Raw genomic sequence first — 24,625 nt, 5'->3', positions numbered from 1 at the left:
ATAAGTCAGAGGAAGGCTAATCAGTGAGCCGCTGACTTGCTGCAAGCGACCCGTCAGCGCAGTTTCTTGACCCGTTCCACCGGACTCACGATGTCCGTGAGCCGAATGCCGAACTTGTCGTTGACCACCACCACTTCGCCTTGGGCGACCAGGCAGCCGTTCACCAGCACATCCATCGGCTCGCCGGCCAAGCGGTCCAGTTCCACCACCGAGCCTTGGGCCAGCTGCAGCAGATTGCGGATCTGGATCTTGGTCCGGCCGAGCTCCACGGCCAGGGTGACGGGAATGTCCAGGATCAGATCCAGGTTGGCGGGCCCCGCCGCGCCCGCGCCGTCCGGTTGCAGCGACTGGAAGGCCGCCGGGCTGATCCGCTCCCCGCCGGCCGCCGACGCCGCACCGGACGCCTGTTGTTGCGCTGCGCTGTCGGCTTCCATCTGCTCGGCCAGGGCCTGCTCCCACAGATCCATATCCGATGCGTCGCCGCTGTCGGCGGCTGCAGCCGCCGCTCCGGCCGTGCCGCCGGCGGATTCCAGCTCGGCCATCAATTCTTCCATGGATTTATCTTCTTCTTGCATCGTCAGCCCCCCTCCGCGGCTTGCAGCGCTGCCAGCGCCTTCTCATAGCGTTTAGGCGGCGTCAGCGCCGCCACCTTCAGCGCATATTTTTCGTTGGCAATTCCGTAAGAGCCCCGCAGGACCGGCACACTGTCGACCGTGGCGGTCACCAGCTCCGGCATCTCGATGGGGATCACGTCGCCGGCCTGCAATTCGAGCACCTGCCGCAGGGTGAGATTGACGCTGGCGAAATGGGCGGTCAGCTCGACTTCCGCTTCCTGCATCTCTTCGCGCAGGGCTTCGATCCAGCGCTGATCCACCTCGATGCGGTCGCTGGCCATGCCAGCCACCAGCAGGTCGCGCACCGGCTCGATCATGGAATACGGCATGCAGATGTGAAAATCCCCGCCGCCGCCGTCGAGATCGAGGCTGAAGGTGGTCACCACCACCACTTCGCTGGGCGTGGCGATGCTGGCGAACTGCGGGTTCACTTCCGAGCGGGTGAATTCGAATTCCACCGGCAGCACCGGATGCCAGGAGTCCTTCAAATCCTTCATCACCATGTCCAGCAGGCGCCGGATGATGCGCTGCTCGACGGGGGTAAAGTCGCGCCCCTCGATGCGGGCGTGAAAGCGGCCGTCGCCGCCGAAGAAGTTGTCGACCACCGAAAAGATCAGCTTGGGATCGAAGATGAACAGGGCGGTGCCGCGCAGGGGTTTCATGTGCACCAGGTTCAGATTGCTGGGCACCACCAGGTTGCGCACGAATTCGCCGTATTTCAGCAACTTGACTTGGCTGACGGAGATCTCGGCGGCCCGACGCAGAAAATTGAAGAAGCTGACCCGGATCAGGCGGGCGAAGCGTTCGTTGATCACCTCCAGCGTCGGCATGCGACCACGAACGATGCGATCCTGGCTGGTCAGGTCGTAGGCCCGCACCGGACCTTCGCTGCGCTCTTCCTCTTCCGTGAAGTCCAGGCTGCCGGCGGTCATGCCCTTCAGCAGGGCATCCACCTCGTCCTGGGACAGGATATCGTTGGCCATGAGACACCCTACTGCATGACGAAAGCCGTGAAATACACCCCAACCACGGGCGCGTCGCCCGCCTTTTCATGTCCTTCCTTGTTGCGCTTGAGGATCTTGTTGACCAGCGTCATCACGCTCTGGCGCAGCTTTTCCCGGTCTTCGGGCGCGGTGACGGTGTCGGGATCCTGGCTGGCCAGCAGCGTCAAAATGCCATCACGGATTTCCGGCATGTTCAGCATGATCTGCTCGGCCACCTTGGGATCGAAGGTTTTCAGCTCCATGCTGACCTGCAGATAGTGAGCCTCCAGATCCGAATCGAGGTTGACCACCATGGGCTCGAGCTTCACATAGACCGGCGGCCCCTGCTCGACCTTGGCTTTCGCCTTGCCCTGCGGCGCGGTGGATTGCAGGTAGTAATAGATGCCGCCGCCGGCACCGGCCGAAACCACCAGCAGACCCAGGGCCATGAAGAGCCACAGCTTTTTCTTCTTGGGCTTGCCCCCTTCCTCACTCACGTCGCGCTGTTCTTCTTTTGCCATGTCCGTTCTCTTGCAAACTCAACCGCTTTTGTAAAGCAAATAGCGGGCCATGCCTTCAGTGCCGTTCCTGGCGCTCGGGCGGCGCGGAATCGCGCCCGTCGCCCACACTCGCGAGCCGTGCTCGTCGAATTTTTGACAGGATGCGTCAAGACGGCGCCCCGCAACCGACCCGATGGCGTCCAGAAAAAAGGCCAAGGGAGGTAAGCCCTTGGCCCGTCAAGTTCACGCACCGCCTGAATTATACGAAGAGATTCACCATCCCGTGCCGGGCACCAACCGGACCTTGCAGCGGCTGCTCGGCAGCGGGCAGCAGCGGCGTCACGCCGGCCGGCGCCGGACGACCGGCGCCGTTGGACCATTCACCCGGCATGCGCTGCTGCGAGGCCGATTGGCCATCGGCATTGGCGGCCAGCCAGGAGCCCGCCAGCACCAGGCCCTGCTCCTGGAAGCTGTCGCGCAGGCGCGGCATGGCCGCCTCGATCGCCTCCCGTACGGCCGCATGGGGTGATACGAAGAGCGCCAGGGCTTGGTTGTCCTTCATCTGCAGGTGCACCTCCAAGGGCCCCAGGTGCGGCGGGTTCAGCTGCAGGCTGGCTTGCTGCTCCTGCCGGTTGACCATCCAGGTCACCTTCTGTTCCAGCGCCTGATCCCAGCCCGGCGCTCCGACCCGCACCGGAATGGCAGTCTCTGCGGCCTGTCCAGGGAGCGTCGCACCCGCCGGCGCAGTGTAGGAGGCGCTCACCGTACCAGCGGCCATGGCGGGCTCGGGCTGCGATGCCGAGCTGGCGGCCGGATCGACCACGCCGGCCCCCAGCAGACGCTGCACGTCGAACTTGTCCTCCGGGTCCGCCGCGCCGGCCGGCATGATGGTGGGCTCGGCGGACGGCAGTGCCGCCGGCGCGGGTCGCTGCGCGGCATCCGCATTCCCCAGGCCCGCGACCCGTCTCCCCTCTTCCGTCCCGGCGCGGCCAACCGGCTGCTCGGGCAACAGCGACTGGAGCACTGCGGCCAGGCCAGGCAGCTCCCCCCCGGCGGGCGGCAAGGCGTTGCCGTCCGTTTCCGCGCCAGCCGGCAAGGACCGTCCATCTGGCTTGTCGGCATGCTCGTCGGCGGCGCCCGCCTCGGTGGGCAGGCCGCCGGACTGCAGAGCCAGCAACAGGCTGAATGCGCCAGCCGCGCCTGCATCCTCGCCGCGGCTTTCCGCCTTGCCCTTCCCCGCGGCGTCGCGGAGCGGGCTAGCCTGGGCCGAATGATGGGAAATGCTCGTCATTGCTTCTTTCATGTGGAATACGCCAATATGCAATAGGACTGTCAGGACCGTGCAGCAAATATCAGGCCAAGCCGGACAGCAGGCTGCGCGCACGAGCGGCGAACTCGTCCATTTCCTTCTGCGCGCGCCGCAGTTCGCCCAGATGCGCCGCCGCCTCGCTACGCGCCGCCAGCATTTCGAAGCCCCGCATCTGCCGCCGCACGGCCAGCCAGGCTTGCAGCGCCTCGGCGTGAAAGCGCCGGTGGCGTTCCACTTCCCGGGCCTGCATCTGGACCACCGTTTCCAGCTGCTTGAGGAAGCCTTGATACTCCAGCAGGGTGGCCACCGCCACTCCCGCGGCGCGGCGCTGGTGCAAGCGGGCGCGATACTCCTCGGTGTACTGGCGCAGGAGCGCCAGCTTGTCCTCGGCGCTCCTGCATTGCTGCTGCAACTGCGCCAGTTCGCCGGCAAGCGCGTCCATTTTTTGGCGGGAGAGTTCGGCCAGTTTCAGCAAGGTGCTGGGCTGCGACATGCGGGTCTGCTCAGGTGGCGTTGATGAGTTGCAGCAGGGCCTGGCGGCTGGCCTCGAAGGAGACCGGCGTGTACATGTCCTGCTGCAGGAAATCGCGCATGGCCCCCTGCAGGCTGATGGCCTTGTCGAGCAGCGGGTCGGCGCCGGCCGCGTAGGCGCCGACGTTGATCAGATCCTGGTTGCGCTGATAGCGGCTGTAGAGCTGCTTGAACTGGTGCAGGGCCTGCAGCTGCTCCTTGGGCACGATGTCGGGCATGACCCGGCTGATGGAGGCTTCGATGTCGATGGCCGGATAATGGCCCTGCTCCGCCAGGCTCCGGGACAGCACGATGTGGCCGTCCAGGATGGCGCGGGCGCTGTCGGCAATGGGATCCTGCTGATCGTCCCCCTCGGTCAGCACCGTGTAGAAGGCGGTAATGCCGCCCTGCCCCACGCTGCCGTTGCCGGTCCGCTCCACCAAGGTGGGCAGGCGGGCAAAGACCGAGGGCGGATAGCCCTTGGTCGCCGGCGGCTCGCCCACCGCCAGGGCAATTTCACGCTGGGCCATGGCGTAGCGGGTCAGCGAGTCCATGAGCAGCAGCACCTGCCTGCCTTGGTCGCGGAAGTATTCGGCAATGGCTGTCGCCAAGGCGGCGCCGCGCAGGCGCAACAGGGCGGGCGCATCCGCCGGGGCCGCCACCACCACCGCCCGCGCCCGTCCCTCGGGGCCCAGGATCTGGTCGATGAACTCCTTGACTTCGCGCCCGCGCTCGCCGATGAGGCCGACCACGATCACGTCGGCCGAGGTGTAGCGGGCCATCATGCCCAGGAGCACGCTCTTGCCGACGCCGCTGCCGGCGAAAAGCCCCATGCGCTGCCCCTGGCCCACGCTGAACAGGGCGTTGATGCAGCGCACGCCCACGTCCAGGGGCGTGCGGATCGGCGCCCGCTCCATGGGATTGATCGGCCGGCCGGCCAAAGGCACGTGCTGGGTCTCGGCGCGAATCGGACCGAGCCCGTCCAGGGGGCGGCCGGTGGCATCGATCACGCGGCCCAGGAGCGCCGGTCCGACGGCGGCCTCGGTGGCGCGGCCGGTGGGCGTCACCCGGGCACCCGGCGCCAGGCCTTGGATGTCGCTGGCGGCCATCAAAAGCAGCCGGTTGCTGCTGAAGCCCACCACCTCGGCGTCATAGAGTCGCCCCTCCGGCCCCTCGATGGCGCAACGCTGGCCGATGCTGGCCTGAAAGCCCACGGCTTCCAGCACCAGCCCCACCATGCGCACCACGCTGCCGCTGGCCTTGAGGGGAGCCGGGGCCATGCCGAGGCGCTGACGATGCTCCAGCAGGCTTTGCGCCCAGCGCTCGCCGTGCTGCGGCCAGGGCGCCGGCGTCATGTGATCAGTTCCTCGCCCAGCAGTGCTACTACCACGTCGCGCCAGCGGCTTTCGACGCGGGCATCCACCTCCGATTCGCCGCGGCTGGCGTGGCGGGCCTGCCAGCGCCGCTCGGGCATGGCCGCTTCCGGGCCATCGGCCAGCACCCGGCAGCCGCCGGGAGCCTGGCCGGCGTCCTCCACGAGCTGCACGCCCTGCGACTCCAGCTCCGGCATCAGTTCCCGCAGGGTGGCCGCATCCCGCGGATGCAGCACGATGCGCGGCTGACTGGCGTTCACGGGCAACGCGCCCATGGCCTCGCGCACCACCGGCACGAGGCGCGCCGGATCCCGGTCCAGCTCATGGCGGATCACTTGCCGCGCAATCTCCAGCGCCAAGGCCAGCAATTCCTGCTCGACGCGGGCGTCCACCCGGGCTAGCGGCTCGCGCAGGCCCGCCAGCAGGTTGTCCAGGAGCTGCATGCGGTTGGCGGCCTCGCTCGTCCCGGCCGCCAATCCCTGCTGGAAGCCAGCCGCATAGCCTTCGGCATGGCCGGCCTGGCGCCCGGTCTCCAGGCCCTCGGCGTGGGCCCGCTGAAACAGCGCCTCGATTTCCTGGGCGGTGGGCAGCACCTTGTCGGCGGCCACCTCCTCCACCGGTCCCGACCAGGCGCCCTGTTCGAGCATGGCCGGCAGCTCCCAACGCTGGTAGGCGGTGAGCTGTTCCTTGGGAATGACCTTCTTGCTCATGCCTAAATGTACGCCTCGCCGCTGCTACCGCCCAGAGAGAGTTGCCCGGCGGACTCCAGGCGCATGGCGATGGCCAGGATCTCCTTCTGGGCGCTCTCCACCTCGCTGACCCGCACCGGACCGCGGGCTTCCAGATCGTCGCGCATCATTTCCGCCGCGCGCTTGGACATGTTCTTGAAGAATTTTTCGCGCAAATCGGGACTGGCCCCCTTGAGGGCGAAGATGAGGGTTTCCGAAGGCACGTCGCGCAGCAGCGCCTGGATGCCGCGGTCGTCGACGCCCACCAGATCGTCGAAGACGAACATCTGGTCCTGGATCTTCTGGGCCAGATCGTCGTCCTGCTCCTTGATCTTGGCCATGATGTTGGTGGCCAGGCTGCCTTCCAGGTTGTTCATGATTTCGGCGGCCGACTTGACGCCGCCCAGGGTCGCCACGTTCACCCGGTTGGCGCTGCCGGACAGTTGCTGCTCGAAGACCTCGTTCAGCTCGCGCAGGGCGTTGGGTTGCACGCTTTCCAGGGTGGCCACGCGCAGCAGCGCCTCGTAGCGCAGGCGTTCGGGCAGATAATGCACGATCTCGGCGGCCTGGTCCGGCTCCATGTAGGCCAGCACCATGGCCACCACCTGCGGGTGCTCGAGCTTGATGAGCTCGGCCACGGCGCGGGCGTCCATCCACTTCAGGTTTTCGAGACCGGTGGCTTCGCCGCCCTGGAGAATGCGCTCGATGATGCTGTTGGCCTTGTCCGGGCCCAGCGCCTTGACCAGCATGTTGCGGATGTACTGGTCGGTGCCCACGCCCAACGCCGTCTGCCGTTCCAGGCGCTGGCGGAAATCGCGCAGCACCGCCTCCGCCTCGTCCCGCGACACGCGCTGCAGGGAGGCCATGCTGACGCCGAGCTTCTGCACTTCCTTGGGCGTCAGGTAGCGCATCACCTCCGCCGCCTCGTCCTCGCCGAGGCTGAGCAGGAGAATGGCGCTCCGCTCGACGCCCTCCAACTTAGCCTTTTCCGTCATCACTCAACCACTCCTTGATCACCTGCGCGGCTTTCTTGGGGTCGTGGGCCACCAGCTGCTTCACCGTCTGCATGTCCGCCTCGTAGCCGGACAGCGGCGGCACGATCTCCGCCTGCAGCACCGCCTGCCCCGGCTCCGCTGCGGGGACGGCCTGCACAGGTGCCGGCTCGGTCTCGGGCAGGGCGAGCGGCCGTTCCGCTGCCGGTTCACGGGCGGGTTTGCCGAGATTCTTGATGATGGGACGGAGCACGCCGAAGAAGAAGAGCAGGCCCAGGATCAGGAATACGCCGTACTTGGCCAGTTCCACGACCCACGGCTGTTGCCACCAGGGGAGCGCCGGCGCGGCATCCAGCGCATCCACGCCGTTGAAGGCCATATTCACCACGTTGACGCTGTCGTTGCGATTCGGATTGAAGCCGATGGCATCGCGCACCAGATTGTTGATCTGGGTCAGCTCGGCGGGCTGCAGGGGACGGTACTCGATGCGGCCCTCCTTGGTGGTCACCGGACGGTTGTTGACCACCACCGCCACCGACAGGCGCTTGATCACGCCCACCTGCTGCTTGGTGTGGCTGATCGTCTTATCCAGTTCGTAGTTTACCGTGGATTCGCTGTGGCTGGTGAGCGGCGCCACCGCCGGCGAGGCCGCCGAGGCGGCGGTGGCGGTAAAGGGCGCATTGGCTGCGCCCGGCGGCTGGTTGGACAGCGCGCCCGGAATGCCGATCGGACCGGTAGTGCCCACGGTCTGGTCCGTCACCCGCTGCTCGCTGCGGATCATGGAAACGTTGGGATTGTAGCTCTCGGAGGTCTGCTCGGTTTGCGAGAAATCGATGTCGGCTGACACTTCGGCGCGCACGCCGTTGGCCCCGAGAATGGGCGCCAGGATGTCCTCGATGCGCTTGGCGTACTGCTTTTCCACCTTCTGCACGTATTCGAGCTGGCTGGGATTCAGGCCGACCTGGCCCTGGCCGCCATCGGGCCGGGTCAGCAGCTTGCCGCTCTGATCCACGATCTTGACCTGGTCCGGGGAGAGATTGGGCACGCTGCTCGCCACCAGGTGCACGATGCCCGCCACTTGGCTGTCCTCCAGGAAGCGGCCCGGATAGAGGGTCAGCACCACCGAGGCGCTGGGCTTTTCCTGGTCGCGCACGAACACCGACTGGCGCGGCAGGGCCAAGTGCACGCGCGCCGCCGACACCGCCGCCAGCGAAGCGATGGACTGCGCCAGCTCTCCTTCCAGACCCCGCTGATAGTTCACCTGCTCCACGAACTGGCTGGTGCCCAGCTTTTCGTTGTCGAGCAGCTCGAAGCCGACGCCGCTGCCCTTGGGCAGGCCCTGCGCCCCGAGCTTCAGCCGGGTCTCGTGCACGCGATCGGCCGGCACCATGATCGCGCCGCCGCCGTCCGCCATCTTGTACGGCACGTTCATCTTCTGCAGCGCTTCGATCACCAGGCCGCCGTCGCGGTCGCTCAGATTGCTGAACAGCACCTTGTACTCGGGCGAGCCCGACCACAGGAAGCTGCCGACGAGCACCGCCACCAGTGCCGCCACGCCGACCATGGCCATCACCTTCTGCATGGGATTCAGCCGGCCGAGCAGGTTGCCGGGAGCCGAGAGCAGGTCGCGCGCCGCCATTGCCATGTGCCGGCTTTACTTAGAGCTGGGTGTTCATGATGTCCTGGTAGGCGCTGACCAGCTTGTTGCGCACCTGCACCATGGACTGAAAGGAGATGTTGGCCTTCTGCAGGGCGCTCATCACTTCATGCAAATTCACATTGGAATCGCCGGCGGCGAAGGCTTGCGCCATCTTTTCGGCGTTCACCTGCTGTGTGCTGACCTGCCCCATCAGGGATTGCAGCGCCTGGGCGAAGTCGCCGTTGCCGGCCTCGGGTGCCGCAGCCTTGCCGGCACCGCTTCCTTTCGCCAATTCCGCGGTGGCACGCAGCTGTGCCAGGAGTTGATCCACACCTTTGCTATCCATGCAATTCCCCGATTTATTATTGGCGTGAGACAATTAGCAATTTCCATGCCCAGCCGCTTTTCAAGCAGCGTGCCATCTATCGCCGGCAAGTACTTATGCGCAGGGTGTTTGTGCTCCGCGGCGTCCTGTTCGGCGCCGTCAGTCGCTCAGCAAAGGGTCACCGGCTTCCCGGTAGCGCTGCAGCTTGTGGCGCAAGGTGCGCGGACTGATGCCCAGACGCTCCGCGGCCTCCTTGCGCGAGCCGTTGCTCTCGCGCAGCGCCGCCAAAATCATGGCGCGCTCCTGCTGGCGCATGGCGTCGTCCAGGGCATCCGCGCCCGGCTCCGGCACGTCCCCGCCGCCCGGCACGCCTTCGGTTGCCGCCGCCATTGCCATGGCCTGGGGCTGCGGCACGGGCAGCAGCAGCGCATCCGCCTCCACCAGCACGCCCGCGCTCAGGATGAGTGCGCGCTGGACGACGTTTTCCAGCTCGCGCACGTTGCCGGGCCAGGCGTACTGCCGCAGGCGCACCTGGGCCTCGGGCGAGAAGCCGCTGGGGCCTGCGCCGCGGGCCGCAGCCCACTTGTGCAGACAGCGTTGCGCCAGCGGCAGGATGTCCGCGGGGCGCGCCCGCAGGGGCGGAATCTGCAGGGGAAAAACGTTCAGCCGGTAGTACAGGTCCTCGCGAAAGGCCCCCGCCTGCACGGCGGCGGCCAAATCGCGGTTGGAGGTTGCCAAAATTCTGACGTCCAGGCTGATGGGCTTGCGCCCGCCCAGTCGCTCCACCTCCCGCTCCTGCAGGACGCGCAGCAGCTTGGCCTGCAGCGCCAGCGGCATCTCGGTGACCTCGTCGAGCAGCAGGGTGCCGCCCTGGGCCTGCTCGAATTTGCCGGGCATGGCGGCATTGGCGCCGGTAAAGGCACCCTTCTCGTAGCCAAAGAGGGTAGCCTCCAGCAGGTTGTCCGGAATGGCGGCGCAGTTGATGGCGACGAAAGGCCGTTCCCGGCGCGGAGAGTTCTGATGGATGAAGCGGGCCAGGACCTCCTTGCCCGTGCCGGACTCGCCGCTGATCATGACTGACGCCTCGGTGGCGGCCACCCGGGCAGCCAGGGCCAGCAGGGCCTTGCTCTGCGCATCCACGGCCACCGTGTCCTCGCCCGCATTCCAGCGCAGCGCGAAGCGCGCCACCTTGTCCAGCAGCAGGGGCGCGTCGAAGGGCTTGACGAGATAATCGGCGGCCCCGTGCTGCAAGGCGTCCACCGCTTCCTGAATGGTGCCGTAGGCGGTCATCAGCAGCACCGGCAGGTTGGGATGGCGCAGCTTGACCTCGCGCAGAAAGGCGTAGCCGTTCATGGGCTGCATCTTCACGTCCGACAGCACGAGCTGGACATCCGCCTGCGTCAGCAGATCGAGCGCCGCCCGGCCGTCGCTGCTTTCCAGCACCCGGTAGCCGCCCAGGCGCAGAGTATCGTGCAGGGCTTCGCGCAGATCCGCGTCATCCTCCACCACCAAAACGGTCATTGCCTCATGCATCGTTCACCTCTCCCGCTTTGCCGGCGCTCGCCAGGGCCGCCAAACGCCCGGCCCGCGGCAGGCGCACGCCGAATACCGCGCCGGCGCCCGGCCGTGACTTCACCCAGACCTCTCCGCCCAGTTGGGTGACCGCTTCACGCACGATGGCCAACCCCAGGCCATTGCCCTCGGCGCGCGTGGTGAAAAAAGGCTCGAAGAGCCGCTCCTGCACCGCCGCGGCGATGCCGGGGCCCTGATCGGCGACGCGGAACTCCACCATGGCGCCCGTCGGCTGCGCGGACAGGGTGACCGTCCCGCCCGTCGGCGAAAAGTGCAGCGCATTGTGGAGCACGTTGCCGAGCACGCCGGCCAGCGCCTCCTGAGCGCCCACGACGCGCTCCTCCCCTGCTCCATTCTCGATCCGCAGCATCACCTGCTTTTCCGCAAACCAGTGTTCCATCAACTGCCGCAAATCCTGCAGCAAGGCACTCACGGCAACGCTTTGTCCCGTGTCCGTCTCGCCTTTGACGAAGCGGAGCATATCGTTGATGAGAGCCTCCAAGTGCCGCAGGCGGGTCAGTACCCGACCGGCAAAGCGTTGCCGCAGGGCGGCGTCCAGGTCGCCGGCCTGCAGCTGGGAGGTGTACAGGAGGGCGGCGGCCAGCGGCGTGCGCAACTGGTGGGCCAGGTTGGCCAGCATTTCACCCATGGCGGACAGGCGCTGCTGCCGCTGCATGGCTTCTCTCAGCGCTTGGGCTTCGGTGACGTCCTGCACCAGCAGGATCTGTCCGCCCTGTTCGGGCAGCCGGTTATGAGAAATGACAAGGCGCCGCTCCGGCTCGTCCGGCGCCGCTTGCAAAACCCACTCACCCTGCCCGCGCGACCGCAGCTGCTGGCCCAGGATGCCGCGCCAGGAGGTTCCCTTGCCGATACTGTCGCCAAAAATGCGGCGCGCCTCCTGGTTCAAATCCTGCACCACCTCCGCGCCGTCCAGAACCAGCACGGCGCCGGGCAGCAGGTTCAGGAGCAGATCCAGGCGCCGGCTGAGCTTTTCCTTCTCCTCCAGCTGCTCGCGCAGGCGCAGGTTGGCCTCGGTCAGCTCGTCGTTCAAGCGCGCAACCTGGGCCTGCAGATGCTGGTACGCTTGAGTGAGCTGATCCGACACTTCGGTGAAGAGCTGAAAGGCCTCCACCAGCGCCTGCGAATCCGATCCGTGTGCCATGGCCATGCATTTATCCCTGCAAGTTAAAGTAAAACTTTAATGCAAGCCTCAAGCCACGCTCTGTTCACTCACCCGCAGGCCGAATTTCTTGATCTTCTCCACCAGCGTGGTCCGGCGCAGATTCAGGCGCGCGGCCGCCCGCGCCACCACTCCGTCGCAGGCGGCCAGTGCCTGCTGGATCAACTCCCGTTCCATGTCGTCCAGGTACTGCTTCAGATCGAAAGGACCCTCCGGCAGGCAGGGACCGTGATCCAGCCGGAAATCCGCCGCCGAAGGCTCCGCCGCCGTCCGCAGGATGTGCTCGATCTCGTCATCGTCCTGCTGCAGCAGCTTGGGCGGCAGATCCGCCACGTCCACCCGTTCGCCCGGATAAAGGATGACCAGCCGCTCGATGATGTTCTGCAGCTCACGCACGTTGCCAGGCCAGGCGTACTGCATCATCACCTCCATGGCGGCATCGGTGAGCTCGATCCGCTCCCGGCCCTCGGCATCCAGGCGTTCCAAGGCATGCTGCACCAGCAGCGGCACGTCATCGAGGCGTTCACGCAGCGGCGGCAGCACTACCGGGAATACATTCAACCGATAATAGAGGTCTTCGCGGAAGCGCCCATCACGGATGGCGGCCTCCAGATTCCGGTGGGTGGCGGCGATGATGCGCGCGTCCGCCGGCAAGGACTTGATGCCGCCGACCCGTTCGAAGGTCCGCTCCTGCAGTACGCGCAGCAGCTTGACCTGCATTTGCGGACTCATTTCGCCGATCTCGTCCAGCAAGAGGGAGCCGCGGGCCGCGAGCTCGAAACGCCCCTTGCGGCTGGTGATGGCGCCGGTGAAAGCGCCCTTTTCGTGGCCGAAGAGCTCGGATTCCAAGAGCTCCGCCGGCACCGCGCCACAATTCAGGGCCACGAAGGGATAGCTGGAGCGCCGGGAATGGTGATGAATGACCCGCGCCACCATTTCCTTGCCCGTACCCGATTCACCGAGCACCAGCACCGTGGCATCGGTCTCGGCCACCCGGCGGATCAGGTCGTGGACGCGCCGCATGGCGCGGCTGTCGCCCACCAGGCCGGCCAAGCTGTGGCGCTCGGGCCCGACGGCGCCCCCCGGCCCGACGTAGGGCGAGGCACCGGGCAGCAGGGCGTTTTTCATAGCCGTGCGCAGGACTTCGGGGTCGAGGGGTTTGCGCAGGAACTCGCTGGCCCCCGCCTTCATGGCGGCTACCGCCTGCACCCAGTCGTCGCGATCCGACAAAACGATGACGGGCGACTTGGGATAGCGGCGGCGCAGCACGCCGATGCGCTCCAGCCCCTCCCGGTCGTCCTCCAGATCACAGAGGATCAGGTCGGGAACGAGTTCGCCGGGCAGGCGGGCCAGACCGCCGCTTTCGGCGTCGGCGCGGTGCAACTGACAGCCGACCTCGGCCAGCAGGGAAAAATAAGCGCTTTGGATTTGTTGGTTTTTTGCAACAAGCAAGACGGACGAACCGTTCATTTCCTACCCTTTGTGTTTACAGCTTGGTATTGTTTGTAGATGCTTTATACTTATTAGATAGTCGGTTTTATGGCGGTGTCAATTACTTGACCGCATTTTCACCGTCGCTGGCGAGGAAGTCAAAGGGGCTGAGGCAGGAAATCGCAGGGTCCGGATTTTGTTGCATTTTTGCAATAGTCAGGTCTTTGGCGGGGTGCCGCCGCCCTCCTCCGGCTGGCGGCGTTGCCGGCGGATCTCGCGGCGGTGATGGCGGAAGATCAGCCGGTCCAGCTCGCTTTGCACGGCTTCGCCCAAACTGTCGAAGCGCACTTCCAGGTGCACGCCTTCCGCCGTGCGCTGGTGTTCGGCGACGAAGCCGAAGAACACCAGCGGGGAAGGGATTTGCGGGTTCAGGTACAATTCGATCTGGACGTAGGCGCCCAGCCCTGGGCCATCCGTCGCCGTCCAGCCGAGCCGGTCGCCGTGCAGGACGGCATGAACGCTGCCGGGCAGCGGGCGATAGTGGGTCAGGAGCTGGGACACGTAGGCCAGCATCAAGTTGAGCTTGGCTTCCATGCGCCCCAGGGCGTCCACGGCCTGATGATCGAGCTCTTCACCGTAGGTCCTGCGGCTTTCGTCGAGAGTGCTGAGCACCCTGAGCAGGCTCTCGTTGGCCGCCATGGTCTGTTCCCGGGTGCGCAGGTCGCCGCGTTCGGCCAGCGTCCAGCTGAGCGGCAACCAGCCTTTGATCGTCAACACCTCATCGTTTTGCGTATCCATAAGTGCCCCGACCCCACTGGAGCCTTGCGGCCCCGCTTCATCCGCCCTGGTTGGCAAGGACCGCCCAGGCATCCCGCAGGTTCTGCACCACCGGCTTGCACGCCTTCAGCGCCTCGGGATCATCGAAGATATTGGCCTTGCCCAAAAAGATGAGCAGAAAGTTGTACAGCGATTCGAGATTGGCGGCAATCTCGCCGCCGCGTTCACGGTCAAGGCTGCCCAGCAGATGCTCGACCAATTGGCTGGCCCCCAGGATGGCCTGGGCCTTGGCGGCCAAGTCCCCGGCGGCGAAGGCCCGTTCCGCCCGCGCCATGTATTCAAGAATACCGTCAAAAGCCATGAGCACCAACCGGTTGGGAGATGCGGATTGCGCACCTACCTGCTTGTAGGCGTTCAGGGCCGAACGTGCCGCAGCGCTTTGCATAAGACTCTCCTTGTTTCCATCGCGGACCGGGCCCCGCCCGGACCCGTCATTCCGCACGCTTACTTCTTGCCGCTCGCAGCCGAGTTGTACGAGCTGAAAAATGCCGTGATGTAATTGCTTGTCTGGTTCAGTTGCGCCAGGGTGGCCTGCATGGCCTGAAACTGCTGCTGTAACAGGACCGTCTGGCTGTCCGCCGACTCCTGCAGGACCTTGATGCGCTGGTCGATGTCGTCCAGGGTGGCATTCAGGCTGTCGGTCGCCGCCGTGATGGTGCCGGTGTCGCCGTCCAGCGCGTCATTCAGGATCGCATTCATGTTCTTGAACAATCCTTCGCTGACGCTGACCGTGCCCAGGGGGCCGGTGGCCACGCCGACGATCTGCAGCTTCAGGTCCCGGGCCGGACCGCTGCCGGTCACCGTCAGAGTCTGGCCGCTGCCGGTAGCGGTCTGGCCGTTCACCGTGCCGGCCACATCCACGCCGGTGCTCGACTGCAAGACCGTGCCGATGCCCGTCTGCGTGCCATCGACGGCGGCCTGGTCCGATACCACGGAGAAGGTCTCGGCGCTGCCGTAATTGCCGGTGTTCAGGCGCAGCCTGCCGTTGTCGTTCAGCGCGCTCAAGCCGGTGATGCCCTGCGCCTGCAAGGCGCCATTGATGCTGGTGACCACCATATCGATGGTGCTGCCCGCCGCCAGGGCCACGTTGACGGATTTGCCCTGGTAATTGATGGTGAGATTCTCGGCTAGCGCGATCCCGCCGGCCTGGATGGCAGCGGCGCCGGCAACACTGGCCTGCGCGGCCGCGGTGGTGATCTCGACCGCATAGGTGCCGGCTGCGGTATTGTTGCTGGCGCTGAGATACTTCACATTGGCATTGGTGGGATTGCCCACTTGCGCAAACAGGCCCGCCACCGTGGCGAAATCCGACTTCAAGGCGTTGGACAGCTTGGCGGAATCCAAGGCGATGGTCCCATCCTCCTGCAAGTCGAGCCCCACGGCGGCCAGCGAGTCGTAGGGACTGTCGGCGGCCACGCCTTGCGCCTGCGCGGTGATGAGATTCAGCAGCTGGGTGCGGATGCTGGTGACTGCCGGATCGCCCAGCAGCGGCCCGGCCTCGCGCGTGATGGCATCGTATTTGGTCAGGTCGTTCAGCGTCTTGATGGCATCGTTGAAACCCTTGACAAAGGTATCCACGGACTTGAGCACGGCCGAGCTGTCCTGCCCCACTGTCACGGTCGTGGCGGCCCCGCCCTCTTTCAACAGCGTCAGGTTGACGCCGGGTACGGTGGAGCTCAGCGTGTTGCTGCTGCTGCTGATGTTGAGTCCATTGACCGTCAGGCTCGCATCCGCGGCGGCGCGATTCTGGGTCATGTTGTTGGTCACGCCGTCATAGTTGAGGTCCATCAGGCTGCCGGTGGCGCCACTGACGGTAATCTTGAAGGCGTTCTTCACGCCGGTGTCGTTGCCGGTCAGGGTCAGCCGGTAGCCGGTGCCGTCATAGATGACCGCCGCACTGATGCCGGCCTTGGCGTTGTTGATGGCGCTGGCGATGCCGTTCAGGGTGTTGTTGGTGTTGTCGATGGTTAGCGTGGTCGGAGTACCGCCGCCGGCCTGGATGACCAAGGTACCGGTGCCGATCTGCACGTTGTCGGCGCTGCTGTAGCTGCCCGCGGTGGAGAGGATCTGGGACTTGGCCAGCGCGTTCACCGTCACATTGTAAGTCCCCTGCGGCGCGTCTTTGCCGGCGCTCGCCGTCAGCACGCTGCTGTCGCCCACACTGGCGCTGCGGTTGTTCGCCACCGGAATGGCACCCAGGTCGGTCAGCGAACCTTGCAGCGAACTCAGCGCCCCTTTCAGGTTGCCCCAAGCGGTCAAGGTCGTGCCGTAGGATGCCGCCTCGGATTGCAGCAGATTGATGGGCCGCTGATAGGTCTGGCTGATCGTGTCCACCAGTTTCTGGGTGTCGATGCCGTTGACGAGTCCGGTGAGTGAGACAGACATGGCGCCTCCTTGCTGCGGGCCGGCAAGCTAAGTCCGGGTGGCGATGAGCGTTCCTGATTTCAGCGGAGCGCCCGGCTCGGAGGCGTCCAATAGTCGTGCCAGATTCTCCGGCGGCACCCGGTAGTACACCTGCTTCGTCTTGGTATCCACCAGCTCGACCACCATGCCTTCCTTGCCGCTCGGGTCCAGCCCCGCATTGAGCTTGACGCCCAGCTCGGCCGGGATCTTCTGCTGCAGCCTGCTGGCCAGCGCGGCGGCGTCGCCGGGCTTAGGCAGCGGCTGGGCAGGTGCCGCCCCTTCGGGTTGGCCGGCCTTATCGCCTTTGTCCGACTGGGTTGCCGCCGTGGGAGCCTGACGCTCCAGGCCCGCTTCCGGCACCATCCGGGATTGGGGAGAAAGATCATTCACATTCAGCATTGTGACCTCCTCAACGGGCTAAGGGGGGGCGGACACAGTCCGCACCCCCGCCCAGCTCATGGTCCTGGTTAGGGCAGCAGCTTGAGGAAGGCCTGCTGCAGTTGGTTGGCCTGCGCCAAGGTCGAGATGCCCGCCTGCTGCAGGATCTGGTTCTTGGTCAGTTCCGAGGTCTCCTCGGCCAGGTTCGCGTCCTGCACCGCCGAGCGTCCCGCCGTCAGGTTGAGGCTGGCGGTCTGCAAGGTGGCCAGGGTGGCCTTGATCCGCTCCTGCTGAGCACCCAGACGTCCGCCTTCGGCATTGAGGAACTTGAGGGCGAAGTCGGCGATCTGCAGGGCCTTGTTCGCGCCGTCGACCGTGCTCACGTCGATGTCGGACACGGAGGACAGTGCGGAGGAGAAGACACCGCTGGCAAAGCTGGTGCCGGCAGTGGTGGCCATGACCTGGGCATCGCCGCTGGTGCTGAAGCCGGCATCCGACTGCAGGGACACCTGACCCTGGATAATGCCCGCGCTATTGCCCGTGCCGCTGAACACGACCGCGTTGTCCGCGGACATCACGGCTGCGCCAGCCACGCCGCTGAACACGATGTTCTCGCCGTCGGCCTGGGTCAGGGTGATCTTGTTGGCGTTGGAAGTCGCGGTGATGCCGGTCTTCGCGGTCTGCGCGTTGATGGCGGTCACCAGCGCGGTCAGGTCATTGGTGTCGGAGATGTTGGCGGAGATGTTGACGCTGTTGCTCAGCCCGCCGAAATCGCCGTTGGCCAGCGTGAAGCTGATGGCGCCACCGGATGCGACCGTGAACTCCTGGCTCGTGCGCGCCGCGGCGCTCACGTTGGTGTTCTGGGTCTTCAGGTTGATGGCGGCCGCCACTTCCTTGGCGCTGTCGGAATTGGTCACCGAAATGCGCGCGGCGCCAGCGCTGCCCGAGATGTCCAGGTTGCCGGTCGTGAAGGCGTAGTTACCGCCGGTGACGAAGACGGAGTCACTGGCCTTAAACTTATTCACTTCCTGGACGCCGATCTTGTTGCCGCTGGCGTTGCCGACGCTGACGTTGATGATCTGGAAGGCGTTGGCGCCGACCTGGAACTGCTCGCCGGAGAAGGTGCCGTCCAGCAGGCTCTTGCCGTTGAACTGGGTCTGCTTGGCGATGGTGGAGATCTGATCCTTCAGCTGCGCCACCACGTTCTGCAGCGCCGCGCGATCGCTGTCACTGTTGGAGCCGTTGGCCGCCTGCACCGCGATCTTGCGGATCTGCTGCAGCAGGTCGGTCGACTTCTGGATGCCGCCGGTGGCCGACTGCACCAGGGCGGTCGCCTGCTGGGCGTTGGAGATCGCCTGATTGGTGCCGTTGATCTGGGTGGTGAAGCGCTGGGCCACCGCATAGCCGGCCGGGTCATCGCCGGGGCTGTTGATCTTGAGGCCGGTGGAGAGCCGCTGCAGCGCCTGGTTGAGCGCGCTGGAGGTGCCGTTCAGGGCGTTTTGGGTGAAAAGGGAGTTGGCGTTGGTATTGATGATGCCGGACATTGCCATGGTTTTGCTCCTGTTCTTAAGCGGTAGCCAGCTTCCATGCTGAGGTTCATCGGGGAGCATTCCCCGATGAACCCATTAACGGCACGTTCCGGAAAAAACTTTAGGGTACTGCCCGGCGTTTTGCATTCGCCGCCGCCCCTTGCCCGCCGGCGCCGGGCCGTTCCGCTGAATCTCAGGGCAGCCAGCCACGCAGCCAGGCATCAAGGTTGTCCTCCAGCACCCAGTGCCGGTTGACGTGCTCGCGCAGGGCACTGCCCGCCACCGCGCTGGCTTCGGGATCATTCAAGTGATCGCGAATGGCGTCGAGCCAATCCTTGTAGCGGTTGCGCACGCGCGTCACCGGAAAACCATTTCGGTAAGGGAAGATGTCCGTGCACACCACCGGATAGCCCAGCATGCCATATTCCAGGAGGCGCAGGTGGCTCTTGGCCTCGTTGAAGGGGATCTCCTCCAGCGGCGCCAGCGCTAGATCCAGATTCAGGCTCGCCAGCTTGGCCGGGTAGTCGTCGATGGGCACCGGCTCGTGGATCTCGCGCACGTAGGGCCGCAGGGCTTCCGGACACAGGCCGAAGAACACCCAATCCACCTCCCGGCTCAAGGTTCTGACCACGTCGGCGATGAGCTCCAGGTCGCCGGTGTGACCGGAGCCGCCCGCCCAGCCGACCCGCGGCTTGCTCCCCTGGCCCCGTTGCGGCCGCAAGTGCCCCCATTTGGCCCTTTCGATGTAGTTGTGCACCACCCGCACGTCGGGGCTGAAGGTCTTGAAGGCTTCAGCCAGGGGCTCCGTGGCCACCACCAGGCGATCGCACAGGCCCACGCCCTTGCGGAACCGCTTGGCAATGTCCTTGTAGATGGCGGCCTTGTGCACGCTCTTGACCGGCAGATTGGTGATGAGGTCGTCGATCTCGTAGACGCGGAAGGCACGGCTGAAGCGCTTGTGCTGGGCGATGGCATCGATCTGCCCCCATTCCAGCTGACGCTGCATGACGATGCAGTCGGGATCCATGCGCGCCATTTCCGGCGGGGTGAAGATCCGTTGCGTTTCCCAGCCCTGCACCCGGCCGGCCTCGTTCAGGGCGCGCATGGGCGCGATGATGCGGTACTCGCCGCAGCCGAAGCGGTCGGCCGGATGCACCAGGATGCGCGGTCGCGGACGCCAATCCGGGCTCCAGGTCACGGCAGCCTCGGCTTCGATCTCGAAGCTGCGGCTCAGCAGATTCAGGTTGCGGTTGTAAGCCGGATCGAAGGCCAGTTGCGGCAGCCACTTGTCATACATGCGCTCCTGCTCCGCCGCGAAGCGTGCCTGCTTGGCCGCATCAGGCGCCTGCTCCACCTGCCCTTTCTGGCTCACGGAGCCTTCGTGCAGCAGGGTGGCAAAGGGCGTCCAGGTGACGAGATAGCCGCGCTCGCGTACCTTCAGGCACAGGTCGATGTCGTTGTAGGACACCTGAAAGCGTGCCTCGTCCAGGCCGCCCACCTCCTCATACACGCTTTTGCGGATGAGCAGGCAGGCGCCGGTCACCGCCGAGTAGTTCTGCTCAAGCCGCAGGCGGCCGAAGTAACCCCGCTCGTCGGGCGGATAGCCGATGAAGGGATGCTCGGCAGGCGAGCCGCCCAGGCCGAGGATGACGCCGGCATGCTGGACCTTGCCGTTCGGATAGAGCAGGCGCGGGCCGACGATGCCCACCTCGGGGCGCTGGGCATGGCTCATGAGCACATCCAGCCAATCCGCCTGCACCACGGCGGTGTCGTTGTTCAAGAGCAGGAGATACTCGCCCTTCGCCACGCCGGCAGCCAGGTTGTTCATGGCCGAAAAATTGAAGGCGTGCGGATAGCTGAGCACGCGCAGGCGCTCCTCGTCCACGCCGCGCAGCCCTTCCAGGTACGCGCGGGCTTCGGGCGTCCGGCTGTCGTTGTCCACCACGAGAATCTCGTAGTGCGGATAACGGGTGTGCTCGATGATGGACTCGATGCAGCGCTGCAGATAGGGGAGCTGGTCCCGGGTGGGGATGATGATGGAGACGATGGGCTGACGCTCGTGGGCATAGCGCACCCGGTAGCTCGGCGGAAAAGCGCCGTGCTCCACCTGGGCGAGGATGGCCAGGCGCTCCAAGTGCGCCGCCACCGCCTGCCTTCCCTGCTCCAGCACCTGCTGCACGGGACACTGGCTGTGCCCACCCCCGCTGTAGCGATGGTAAAGCACATCGGCGACATGGCCGATGTGCCGGCTTTCCAGGCGCTCGACCGCGCGCAGCACCAGGTCGTAGTCCTCGGCGCCGTCCATGCCGGGATCAAAGCCGCCGATGGCCGCGAACAGCTCCCGCCGCAGGAGCAGCAAGCCGCCCATGTAGGGCATGGAACGCAGCAGGTCGAGGTTGAACTCGGGCTTGAAGTGCGGATTGGAGCGCTGGCCGTTCGCGTCCAGACTATCCTCGTCGCTGTAGACGAGCTGCCAGTCGGGATGCGCGTTGACGGCGTCGGCGAAAGCAAAGAAGGCATGGGGCGCGATCTGATCGCCCGCCTCGAACACGCCGACCCAGTCGGCCTCGGTTTCGGCCAACACCCGGTTGAGCGCCGCCAGCGGGCTGTCCTGGACCTGGACCCAGTTCAGCACTGCCAAGTCCTGCACGCCCTCGGGCGCGGGGCTGAAGGCCACGATGGTGAGGCGCCAGTCGGGATAGAACTGGGCGGCCAAGGCGTCGATGTTGCGCGCCAGCCATTCCTCCCGCTCCGGCAGCACGATCACCGCCAAGTGAAAGCGCGGGTGCTGCGTCCAGCTGGCCATGCGCTCCGCCATCCACTGGGCGTCGCGCTCCCGATAGGCATGGGCGGCCTGCCAACGGCCGTAGGGATCGCTGGCAGGCGCGGGTGGCGCTGCCGGCAGCGACACGGCGGGAGCGGCCTGCGCGACCTGCCGCTGCGGCCGGGGGCGGGCCAACACCAGGAACTGCAGCGTCTTCAGCTCCTGCAGCTCCGCTTCGTCGACGTTGCGCAGGGTCAGCTTGTCGGTGTTGAGGTTGAAGCGCTGCTGGCCTTGGGCGGACATGCCGGCCAAGCGGCCGTCCAGGGTGTGCCCGACCGCCTGGATGTCGTAGCCCGTTTCCTGGAACAGCTTTTCGATTTCCTGACGGGTAAAGAAGCGCAGGTGGGTCACGTCCAACAACCCTTCCTGAGCATAGCTCCAACGGCCGTTGATCAGCTCGTTGATGAGCCAGAGATTGCGGGCGTTGGGAATGCTGGCCAGGACCTGGGCATCGTCGCTCAGGTAAGGGCGCAACTGCAGCAGGGTGCCCCAGGGATCGTAGAGGTGCTCCAGGACGTCGGCGACGATCACGGTATCGATGCTGCCGCGGGCGATCCCATAGCGCTCCAGCTCCAGGTTCTCCAGCTTGTCGTTCAGCACCACGTCGATGCGCTGGGCGGCAATGCGGGCGGCCGCTCGGTTCAGCTCGATGCCGGTCACGTGCGCCTGCGGCCAGCGCGACTTGATCACTTGGCCGGTGGCGCCCGTGGCGCAACCGATGTCCAGCACCCGCCGCGGCGCATGGGCGAACATTTCCACCAGCTCGGTGCGCGGATGGTCGTGGTACTCCCCTTTCAGATCCGCCTCGCGCGGGCTGGACAGTTCCTCCCACACGTAGCCCGCGCCCGGCCGCTCCATCGGCTGGGTGCCAGCCAAAGGCAAAGCGAGCCCGGCCATCAGCTCGGCCACGCGCTGCGCGGCTTTGCCGTCGTGGCCGGCGTTGAAATCCGCCACGCGGGATTGCAGGCTGCTCAACAGCGCCTCGCGCAGGGCGGGGGCATCCAGCAGTTGCGCCAAGATATCCGCCAGGCGATCCGGGTGGACCTGCAGCACGCCGTCCTCGGCGGCAAAGAAGGGTCCCAGCAGCCAGCCCGTGGCGTCCCAGAGATTGAGGGCCGGCGTGCCGGCCAGCATCGCCTCGATGGACAGGTTGGAGTCCACCGAGATCAGGAGATCGGCCGCGAGCGTCAGCGCCTCCATGTCCTCCACGGTGTAAAGGTAATCATCGGGCTCCAGCCCTTCGCTCCGAGCGATGGCGCCGACCCGTTCCCGCCCAAAGCCCAGGTTGCTGGCGCGATCCTTGATGACGCAGTGGACACGTCGGCCGGATTGCCGCAATTGCCGGCAGCTGCGCAGAAAAGCGCGCACGGTGCGGTCATAGATGTCCGGATCGGCAAAGGCGGTCAGCTTGGCCGCCCAGGTGGTGCCGAAAACCAGCAGCGGCGCGTCCGCCTGCAGCTGATATTTGTCGAAGACCCAGTGGCGGACCTCCGCGCGGCGTGGCGCCAGATCCGCGTAGGCATCCCAGGCGGGATTGCCGGTCGCCGGCATCCGGTCCGGGGCAATGCCCATGTCCAGGTATCCGGCCTGTCCGCGGCTGCCGAACACGGCCATGCAGTCGGCATTGAACTGGTGGTGGACGGTGTAGGGCTGCCCCAGGATGGCGCTGTGGGACAGGTGCAGGCTGGGAATTTGGGCGTTGCGGGCCCACAACACGGCCGTCTTGGCGGCCTGCATCAGGTCCTCGTTCACCACCAGCAACTCGACCGCATGGCGCTCGCGTGCCGCGTCCAGCGCCTCGATGAGCAGCATGGATTCGAAGAGGCGCGCCGGCAGATCCTGCGTAAGGACCGAGCGCAAACGCTTGGCGGAGCAGCCTCCGGCGACACAGAAAGTGGACCAGTCGGCATCTTCGACCACGCGTGCGGTGCTCTGCGCCTTCTCCGCCGCTTCGGCACGCAGCGCGTTGATGCGGGCCTCGGGCAGGAGCTGCTCCAGAATGCCGACGCGGCTGCCGCTCTGGGCCACCATTTCCTGCAGCGCGGGGTTGGCATAGGCGGCCAGCGTATAGACCGTCCGCGGCCGCTGGGCCAGATACGGGCGCAGCAGATGCTGGTTCTTGGGCCACAGCAGGGAAATCAGGGCGGCTTCGTTCATGTCAGCGTACCGAAAAGAGATTGAAGGCTTGTTCCAGCACATCGCGCATCAACTGGTATTCCAGCCCGGGGCCGAGGGGCACGCCGCGATGCATGAGCGTGGAGGCGCACTGGGGTTCCTGATGCCAGGAGGATACGAGCGCGTAGGCGGCGCGGTCGATGCGGGCGCTGGTCGCCCACCGCTCGATTTCGTCGCACTGCGCGGGCGTCAGCAAATCGCGCAGCGCCAGCCAATGCGGAGCATCCATGCAGGCGGAGTAGAGATGGAAAAGCAGGACCAGATTGGGCCGGTAATCCAGCATGGCCTGGAGGCGCTGGCGCCAGCGTTCCAGATCGTCGGGCAGAAAGGCGGCCAGGGCTTGCGCCGTCAGCTCGCCGCCGAGCATGCGATTGATGGCTTCGTTCCGGGCCAGCCACGCGGCGTTGTGTTCCGGCTGCGGAGTCTTCTCCAGCACCACCATGAAGCGGCCGGTGACGATGCTGCTGAGGTGGGCGAAGAGCGACTCCTCCAAAAAGAGTGCGAAATCGAACAGCTGCTCGTCCACCGCCGTCCAGGACAACAAACGCTCCCAGGCGCGGCCGTCCGCCCTGCTCCCCTTCAGCCAGAAATTGACATTGCCCGCGCCAAACACGCCGGCGTAAGGGACGATGGCCCGCACCGACAGGCCGAGGCGCCCGGCCTCGGCCACGAGTTCATTCACGCGCAGGCGCTGCAGGAATTGGGAGGGACCGCCGGAGAGCTCGCCCTCCAGCAGCCGGTCCACGGGTACGCCGCGCACCCGGGATACCTGCTCGACGTGATCCAGCGAATGGACATCGAAGATGATACGCCCGCCCGGCCTTAGCACCCGGCTCCACTCGGCCAGGATCTGCTGCCAATGGGGGAAGTGCACCATGACGTTCAGGGACAACAGGGTGTCGAAGCGGGCATCATCGAAAGGTAATTTGGCGAGATCCCCCTGCCGGAGGTCGATCGCATGCGGAGCCGCCAGCTGGCGGCACATGTCGAGCATGGCCTGGGAACTGTCGATGCCAGTGACCCGATAGCCTTCCCGCAGCAGCGGCAGGCTGCCGCGGCCGGTGCCGATGCCGACGTCGAGCAGTTCGCTGCCTACGGCATAGCGCTGGCACAGATTGGTTTCCACCGTGTTCTTCAGGCGGTTGGTGCCTTTGTCGTCGATCATGCGCTGGTGATACCAGGACACCATGTTCGGGTTTTTCCAGGCATCGGTTTTCCAGGAAATGAGATCGGTTTCAACAGCCATGAACGGCTCCCTTGGCGTAGCGGTTTTCAGATCGGCACTGCGAGCCTGATGCATGCCGCGCTCGCGATGCTGCTTCT

The 24,625-nt window shown here is 65.8% G+C and carries 20 protein-coding genes; all 20 read right to left on the bottom strand.

The annotated features are described in order from the left end of the window. Nucleotides 1-53 precede the first annotated feature (53 nt). A complete protein-coding gene (gene fliN, locus G579_RS0114625; protein ID WP_408033225.1) occupies nucleotides 54-575 on the bottom strand; it encodes a flagellar motor switch protein FliN in 522 nt (173 codons plus the stop codon). A gap of 2 nt (nucleotides 576-577) precedes the next feature. Further along, a complete protein-coding gene (gene fliM, locus G579_RS0114620) occupies nucleotides 578-1,597 on the bottom strand; it encodes a flagellar motor switch protein FliM (protein ID WP_028990768.1) in 1,020 nt (339 codons plus the stop codon). An 8-nt stretch (nucleotides 1,598-1,605) separates the two neighbouring features. After that, on the bottom strand, nucleotides 1,606-2,118 hold the full coding sequence (locus G579_RS0114615; RefSeq protein WP_028990767.1) for a flagellar basal body-associated FliL family protein: 513 nt from the start codon (nucleotides 2,116-2,118) through the stop codon (nucleotides 1,606-1,608). Between the two features lie 238 nt (nucleotides 2,119-2,356). Then, nucleotides 2,357-3,388 (bottom strand): flagellar hook-length control protein FliK, encoded by a 1,032-nt coding sequence (locus G579_RS18430; RefSeq protein WP_028990766.1) that lies wholly within the window; start codon nucleotides 3,386-3,388, stop codon nucleotides 2,357-2,359. A 61-nt stretch (nucleotides 3,389-3,449) separates the two neighbouring features. Further along, on the bottom strand, nucleotides 3,450-3,899 hold the full coding sequence (gene fliJ, locus G579_RS0114605) for a flagellar export protein FliJ (protein WP_028990765.1): 450 nt from the start codon (nucleotides 3,897-3,899) through the stop codon (nucleotides 3,450-3,452). A gap of 10 nt (nucleotides 3,900-3,909) precedes the next feature. Continuing rightward, nucleotides 3,910-5,271, bottom strand: a complete 1,362-nt coding sequence (gene fliI / locus G579_RS0114600; protein WP_028990764.1) for a flagellar protein export ATPase FliI — start codon at nucleotides 5,269-5,271, stop codon at nucleotides 3,910-3,912. Beyond that, complete coding sequence (locus G579_RS0114595; protein ID WP_028990763.1) at nucleotides 5,268-5,999, bottom strand: flagellar assembly protein FliH; 732 nt, start codon at nucleotides 5,997-5,999, stop codon at nucleotides 5,268-5,270. The genes fliI and G579_RS0114595 overlap by 4 nt, the downstream gene beginning before the upstream one ends. A gap of 2 nt (nucleotides 6,000-6,001) precedes the next feature. Beyond that, nucleotides 6,002-7,012: a flagellar motor switch protein FliG gene (gene fliG, locus G579_RS0114590; protein ID WP_038020176.1), complete on the bottom strand. Its 1,011-nt coding sequence runs from the start codon at nucleotides 7,010-7,012 to the stop codon at nucleotides 6,002-6,004. Beyond that, nucleotides 6,996-8,654 (bottom strand): flagellar basal-body MS-ring/collar protein FliF, encoded by a 1,659-nt coding sequence (gene fliF, locus G579_RS0114585; RefSeq protein ID WP_028990761.1) that lies wholly within the window; start codon nucleotides 8,652-8,654, stop codon nucleotides 6,996-6,998. Before fliF ends, fliG begins: the two co-directional genes overlap by 17 nt. A 13-nt stretch (nucleotides 8,655-8,667) precedes the next feature. Then, a complete protein-coding gene (fliE, locus tag G579_RS0114580) occupies nucleotides 8,668-8,994 on the bottom strand; it encodes a flagellar hook-basal body complex protein FliE (RefSeq protein ID WP_028990760.1) in 327 nt (108 codons plus the stop codon). 138 nt (nucleotides 8,995-9,132) lie between these two features. After that, nucleotides 9,133-10,506: a sigma-54-dependent transcriptional regulator gene (locus G579_RS0114575; RefSeq protein ID WP_028990759.1), complete on the bottom strand. Its 1,374-nt coding sequence runs from the start codon at nucleotides 10,504-10,506 to the stop codon at nucleotides 9,133-9,135. After that, a complete protein-coding gene (locus G579_RS17900) occupies nucleotides 10,499-11,713 on the bottom strand; it encodes a sensor histidine kinase (protein ID WP_051181747.1) in 1,215 nt (404 codons plus the stop codon). The genes G579_RS0114575 and G579_RS17900 overlap by 8 nt, the downstream gene beginning before the upstream one ends. 42 nt (nucleotides 11,714-11,755) lie before the next feature. Next, nucleotides 11,756-13,195 carry a sigma-54-dependent transcriptional regulator gene (locus G579_RS17895; RefSeq protein ID WP_028990758.1) on the bottom strand — a complete coding sequence of 480 codons (1,440 nt, stop codon included), beginning with the start codon at nucleotides 13,193-13,195 and terminating at the stop codon, nucleotides 11,756-11,758. Nucleotides 13,196-13,372: 177 nt separating this feature from the next. Continuing rightward, nucleotides 13,373-13,954, bottom strand: a complete 582-nt coding sequence (locus G579_RS0114560) for a PilZ domain-containing protein (RefSeq protein ID WP_028990757.1) — start codon at nucleotides 13,952-13,954, stop codon at nucleotides 13,373-13,375. A 37-nt stretch (nucleotides 13,955-13,991) separates the two neighbouring features. Continuing rightward, complete coding sequence (fliS, locus tag G579_RS0114555; protein WP_038020174.1) at nucleotides 13,992-14,378, bottom strand: flagellar export chaperone FliS; 387 nt, start codon at nucleotides 14,376-14,378, stop codon at nucleotides 13,992-13,994. A gap of 59 nt (nucleotides 14,379-14,437) precedes the next feature. Then, nucleotides 14,438-16,378 (bottom strand): flagellar filament capping protein FliD, encoded by a 1,941-nt coding sequence (fliD, locus tag G579_RS0114550; RefSeq protein ID WP_028990755.1) that lies wholly within the window; start codon nucleotides 16,376-16,378, stop codon nucleotides 14,438-14,440. A 27-nt stretch (nucleotides 16,379-16,405) separates the two neighbouring features. After that, a complete protein-coding gene (locus G579_RS0114545) occupies nucleotides 16,406-16,795 on the bottom strand; it encodes a hypothetical protein (protein WP_028990754.1) in 390 nt (129 codons plus the stop codon). A 68-nt stretch (nucleotides 16,796-16,863) separates the two neighbouring features. Continuing rightward, nucleotides 16,864-18,324 (bottom strand): flagellin N-terminal helical domain-containing protein, encoded by a 1,461-nt coding sequence (locus G579_RS0114540; protein ID WP_028990753.1) that lies wholly within the window; start codon nucleotides 18,322-18,324, stop codon nucleotides 16,864-16,866. Between the two features lie 172 nt (nucleotides 18,325-18,496). After that, on the bottom strand, nucleotides 18,497-23,284 hold the full coding sequence (locus tag G579_RS18815; RefSeq protein ID WP_211218761.1) for a glycosyltransferase: 4,788 nt from the start codon (nucleotides 23,282-23,284) through the stop codon (nucleotides 18,497-18,499). Nucleotide 23,285: 1 nt separating this feature from the next. Beyond that, nucleotides 23,286-24,548: a class I SAM-dependent methyltransferase gene (locus tag G579_RS0114530; protein WP_051181745.1), complete on the bottom strand. Its 1,263-nt coding sequence runs from the start codon at nucleotides 24,546-24,548 to the stop codon at nucleotides 23,286-23,288. Between the last annotated feature and the right edge of the window lie 77 nt (nucleotides 24,549-24,625).

The sequence above is a fragment of the Thermithiobacillus tepidarius DSM 3134 genome, assembly GCF_000423825.1.
GTDB classification, from domain to species: Bacteria; Pseudomonadota; Gammaproteobacteria; order Acidithiobacillales; family Thermithiobacillaceae; genus Thermithiobacillus; species Thermithiobacillus tepidarius.
The sequence above is the reverse complement of the archived record's forward strand: the minus strand, read 5'-3'. Positions and strand labels throughout refer to the sequence as shown.

What these genes read in the sequence shown, in the direction of transcription:
- fliG (WP_038020176.1), bottom strand. Translation starts at nt 7,012, where the DNA reads ATGACGGAAAAGGCTAAGTTGGAGGGCGTCGAGCGGAGCGCCATTCTC.
- G579_RS0114575 (WP_028990759.1), bottom strand. Translation starts at nt 10,506, where the DNA reads ATGCATGAGGCAATGACCGTTTTGGTGGTGGAGGATGACGCGGATCTG.
- G579_RS17895 (WP_028990758.1), bottom strand. Translation starts at nt 13,195, where the DNA reads ATGAACGGTTCGTCCGTCTTGCTTGTTGCAAAAAACCAACAAATCCAA.
- G579_RS0114530 (WP_051181745.1), bottom strand. Translation starts at nt 24,548, where the DNA reads ATGGCTGTTGAAACCGATCTCATTTCCTGGAAAACCGATGCCTGGAAA.
- fliJ (WP_028990765.1), bottom strand. Translation starts at nt 3,899, where the DNA reads ATGTCGCAGCCCAGCACCTTGCTGAAACTGGCCGAACTCTCCCGCCAA.
- G579_RS0114560 (WP_028990757.1), bottom strand. Translation starts at nt 13,954, where the DNA reads ATGGATACGCAAAACGATGAGGTGTTGACGATCAAAGGCTGGTTGCCG.
- G579_RS0114615 (WP_028990767.1), bottom strand. Translation starts at nt 2,118, where the DNA reads ATGGCAAAAGAAGAACAGCGCGACGTGAGTGAGGAAGGGGGCAAGCCC.
- G579_RS0114540 (WP_028990753.1), bottom strand. Translation starts at nt 18,324, where the DNA reads ATGGCAATGTCCGGCATCATCAATACCAACGCCAACTCCCTTTTCACC.
- fliF (WP_028990761.1), bottom strand. Translation starts at nt 8,654, where the DNA reads ATGGCAATGGCGGCGCGCGACCTGCTCTCGGCTCCCGGCAACCTGCTC.
- fliI (WP_028990764.1), bottom strand. Translation starts at nt 5,271, where the DNA reads ATGACGCCGGCGCCCTGGCCGCAGCACGGCGAGCGCTGGGCGCAAAGC.
- G579_RS18815 (WP_211218761.1), bottom strand. Translation starts at nt 23,284, where the DNA reads ATGAACGAAGCCGCCCTGATTTCCCTGCTGTGGCCCAAGAACCAGCAT.
- G579_RS18430 (WP_028990766.1), bottom strand. Translation starts at nt 3,388, where the DNA reads ATGACGAGCATTTCCCATCATTCGGCCCAGGCTAGCCCGCTCCGCGAC.
- fliE (WP_028990760.1), bottom strand. Translation starts at nt 8,994, where the DNA reads ATGGATAGCAAAGGTGTGGATCAACTCCTGGCACAGCTGCGTGCCACC.
- G579_RS0114545 (WP_028990754.1), bottom strand. Translation starts at nt 16,795, where the DNA reads ATGCTGAATGTGAATGATCTTTCTCCCCAATCCCGGATGGTGCCGGAA.
- G579_RS0114595 (WP_028990763.1), bottom strand. Translation starts at nt 5,999, where the DNA reads ATGAGCAAGAAGGTCATTCCCAAGGAACAGCTCACCGCCTACCAGCGT.
- G579_RS17900 (WP_051181747.1), bottom strand. Translation starts at nt 11,713, where the DNA reads ATGGCCATGGCACACGGATCGGATTCGCAGGCGCTGGTGGAGGCCTTT.
- fliM (WP_028990768.1), bottom strand. Translation starts at nt 1,597, where the DNA reads ATGGCCAACGATATCCTGTCCCAGGACGAGGTGGATGCCCTGCTGAAG.
- fliS (WP_038020174.1), bottom strand. Translation starts at nt 14,378, where the DNA reads ATGCAAAGCGCTGCGGCACGTTCGGCCCTGAACGCCTACAAGCAGGTA.
- fliN (WP_408033225.1), bottom strand. Translation starts at nt 575, where the DNA reads ATGCAAGAAGAAGATAAATCCATGGAAGAATTGATGGCCGAGCTGGAA.
- fliD (WP_028990755.1), bottom strand. Translation starts at nt 16,378, where the DNA reads ATGTCTGTCTCACTCACCGGACTCGTCAACGGCATCGACACCCAGAAA.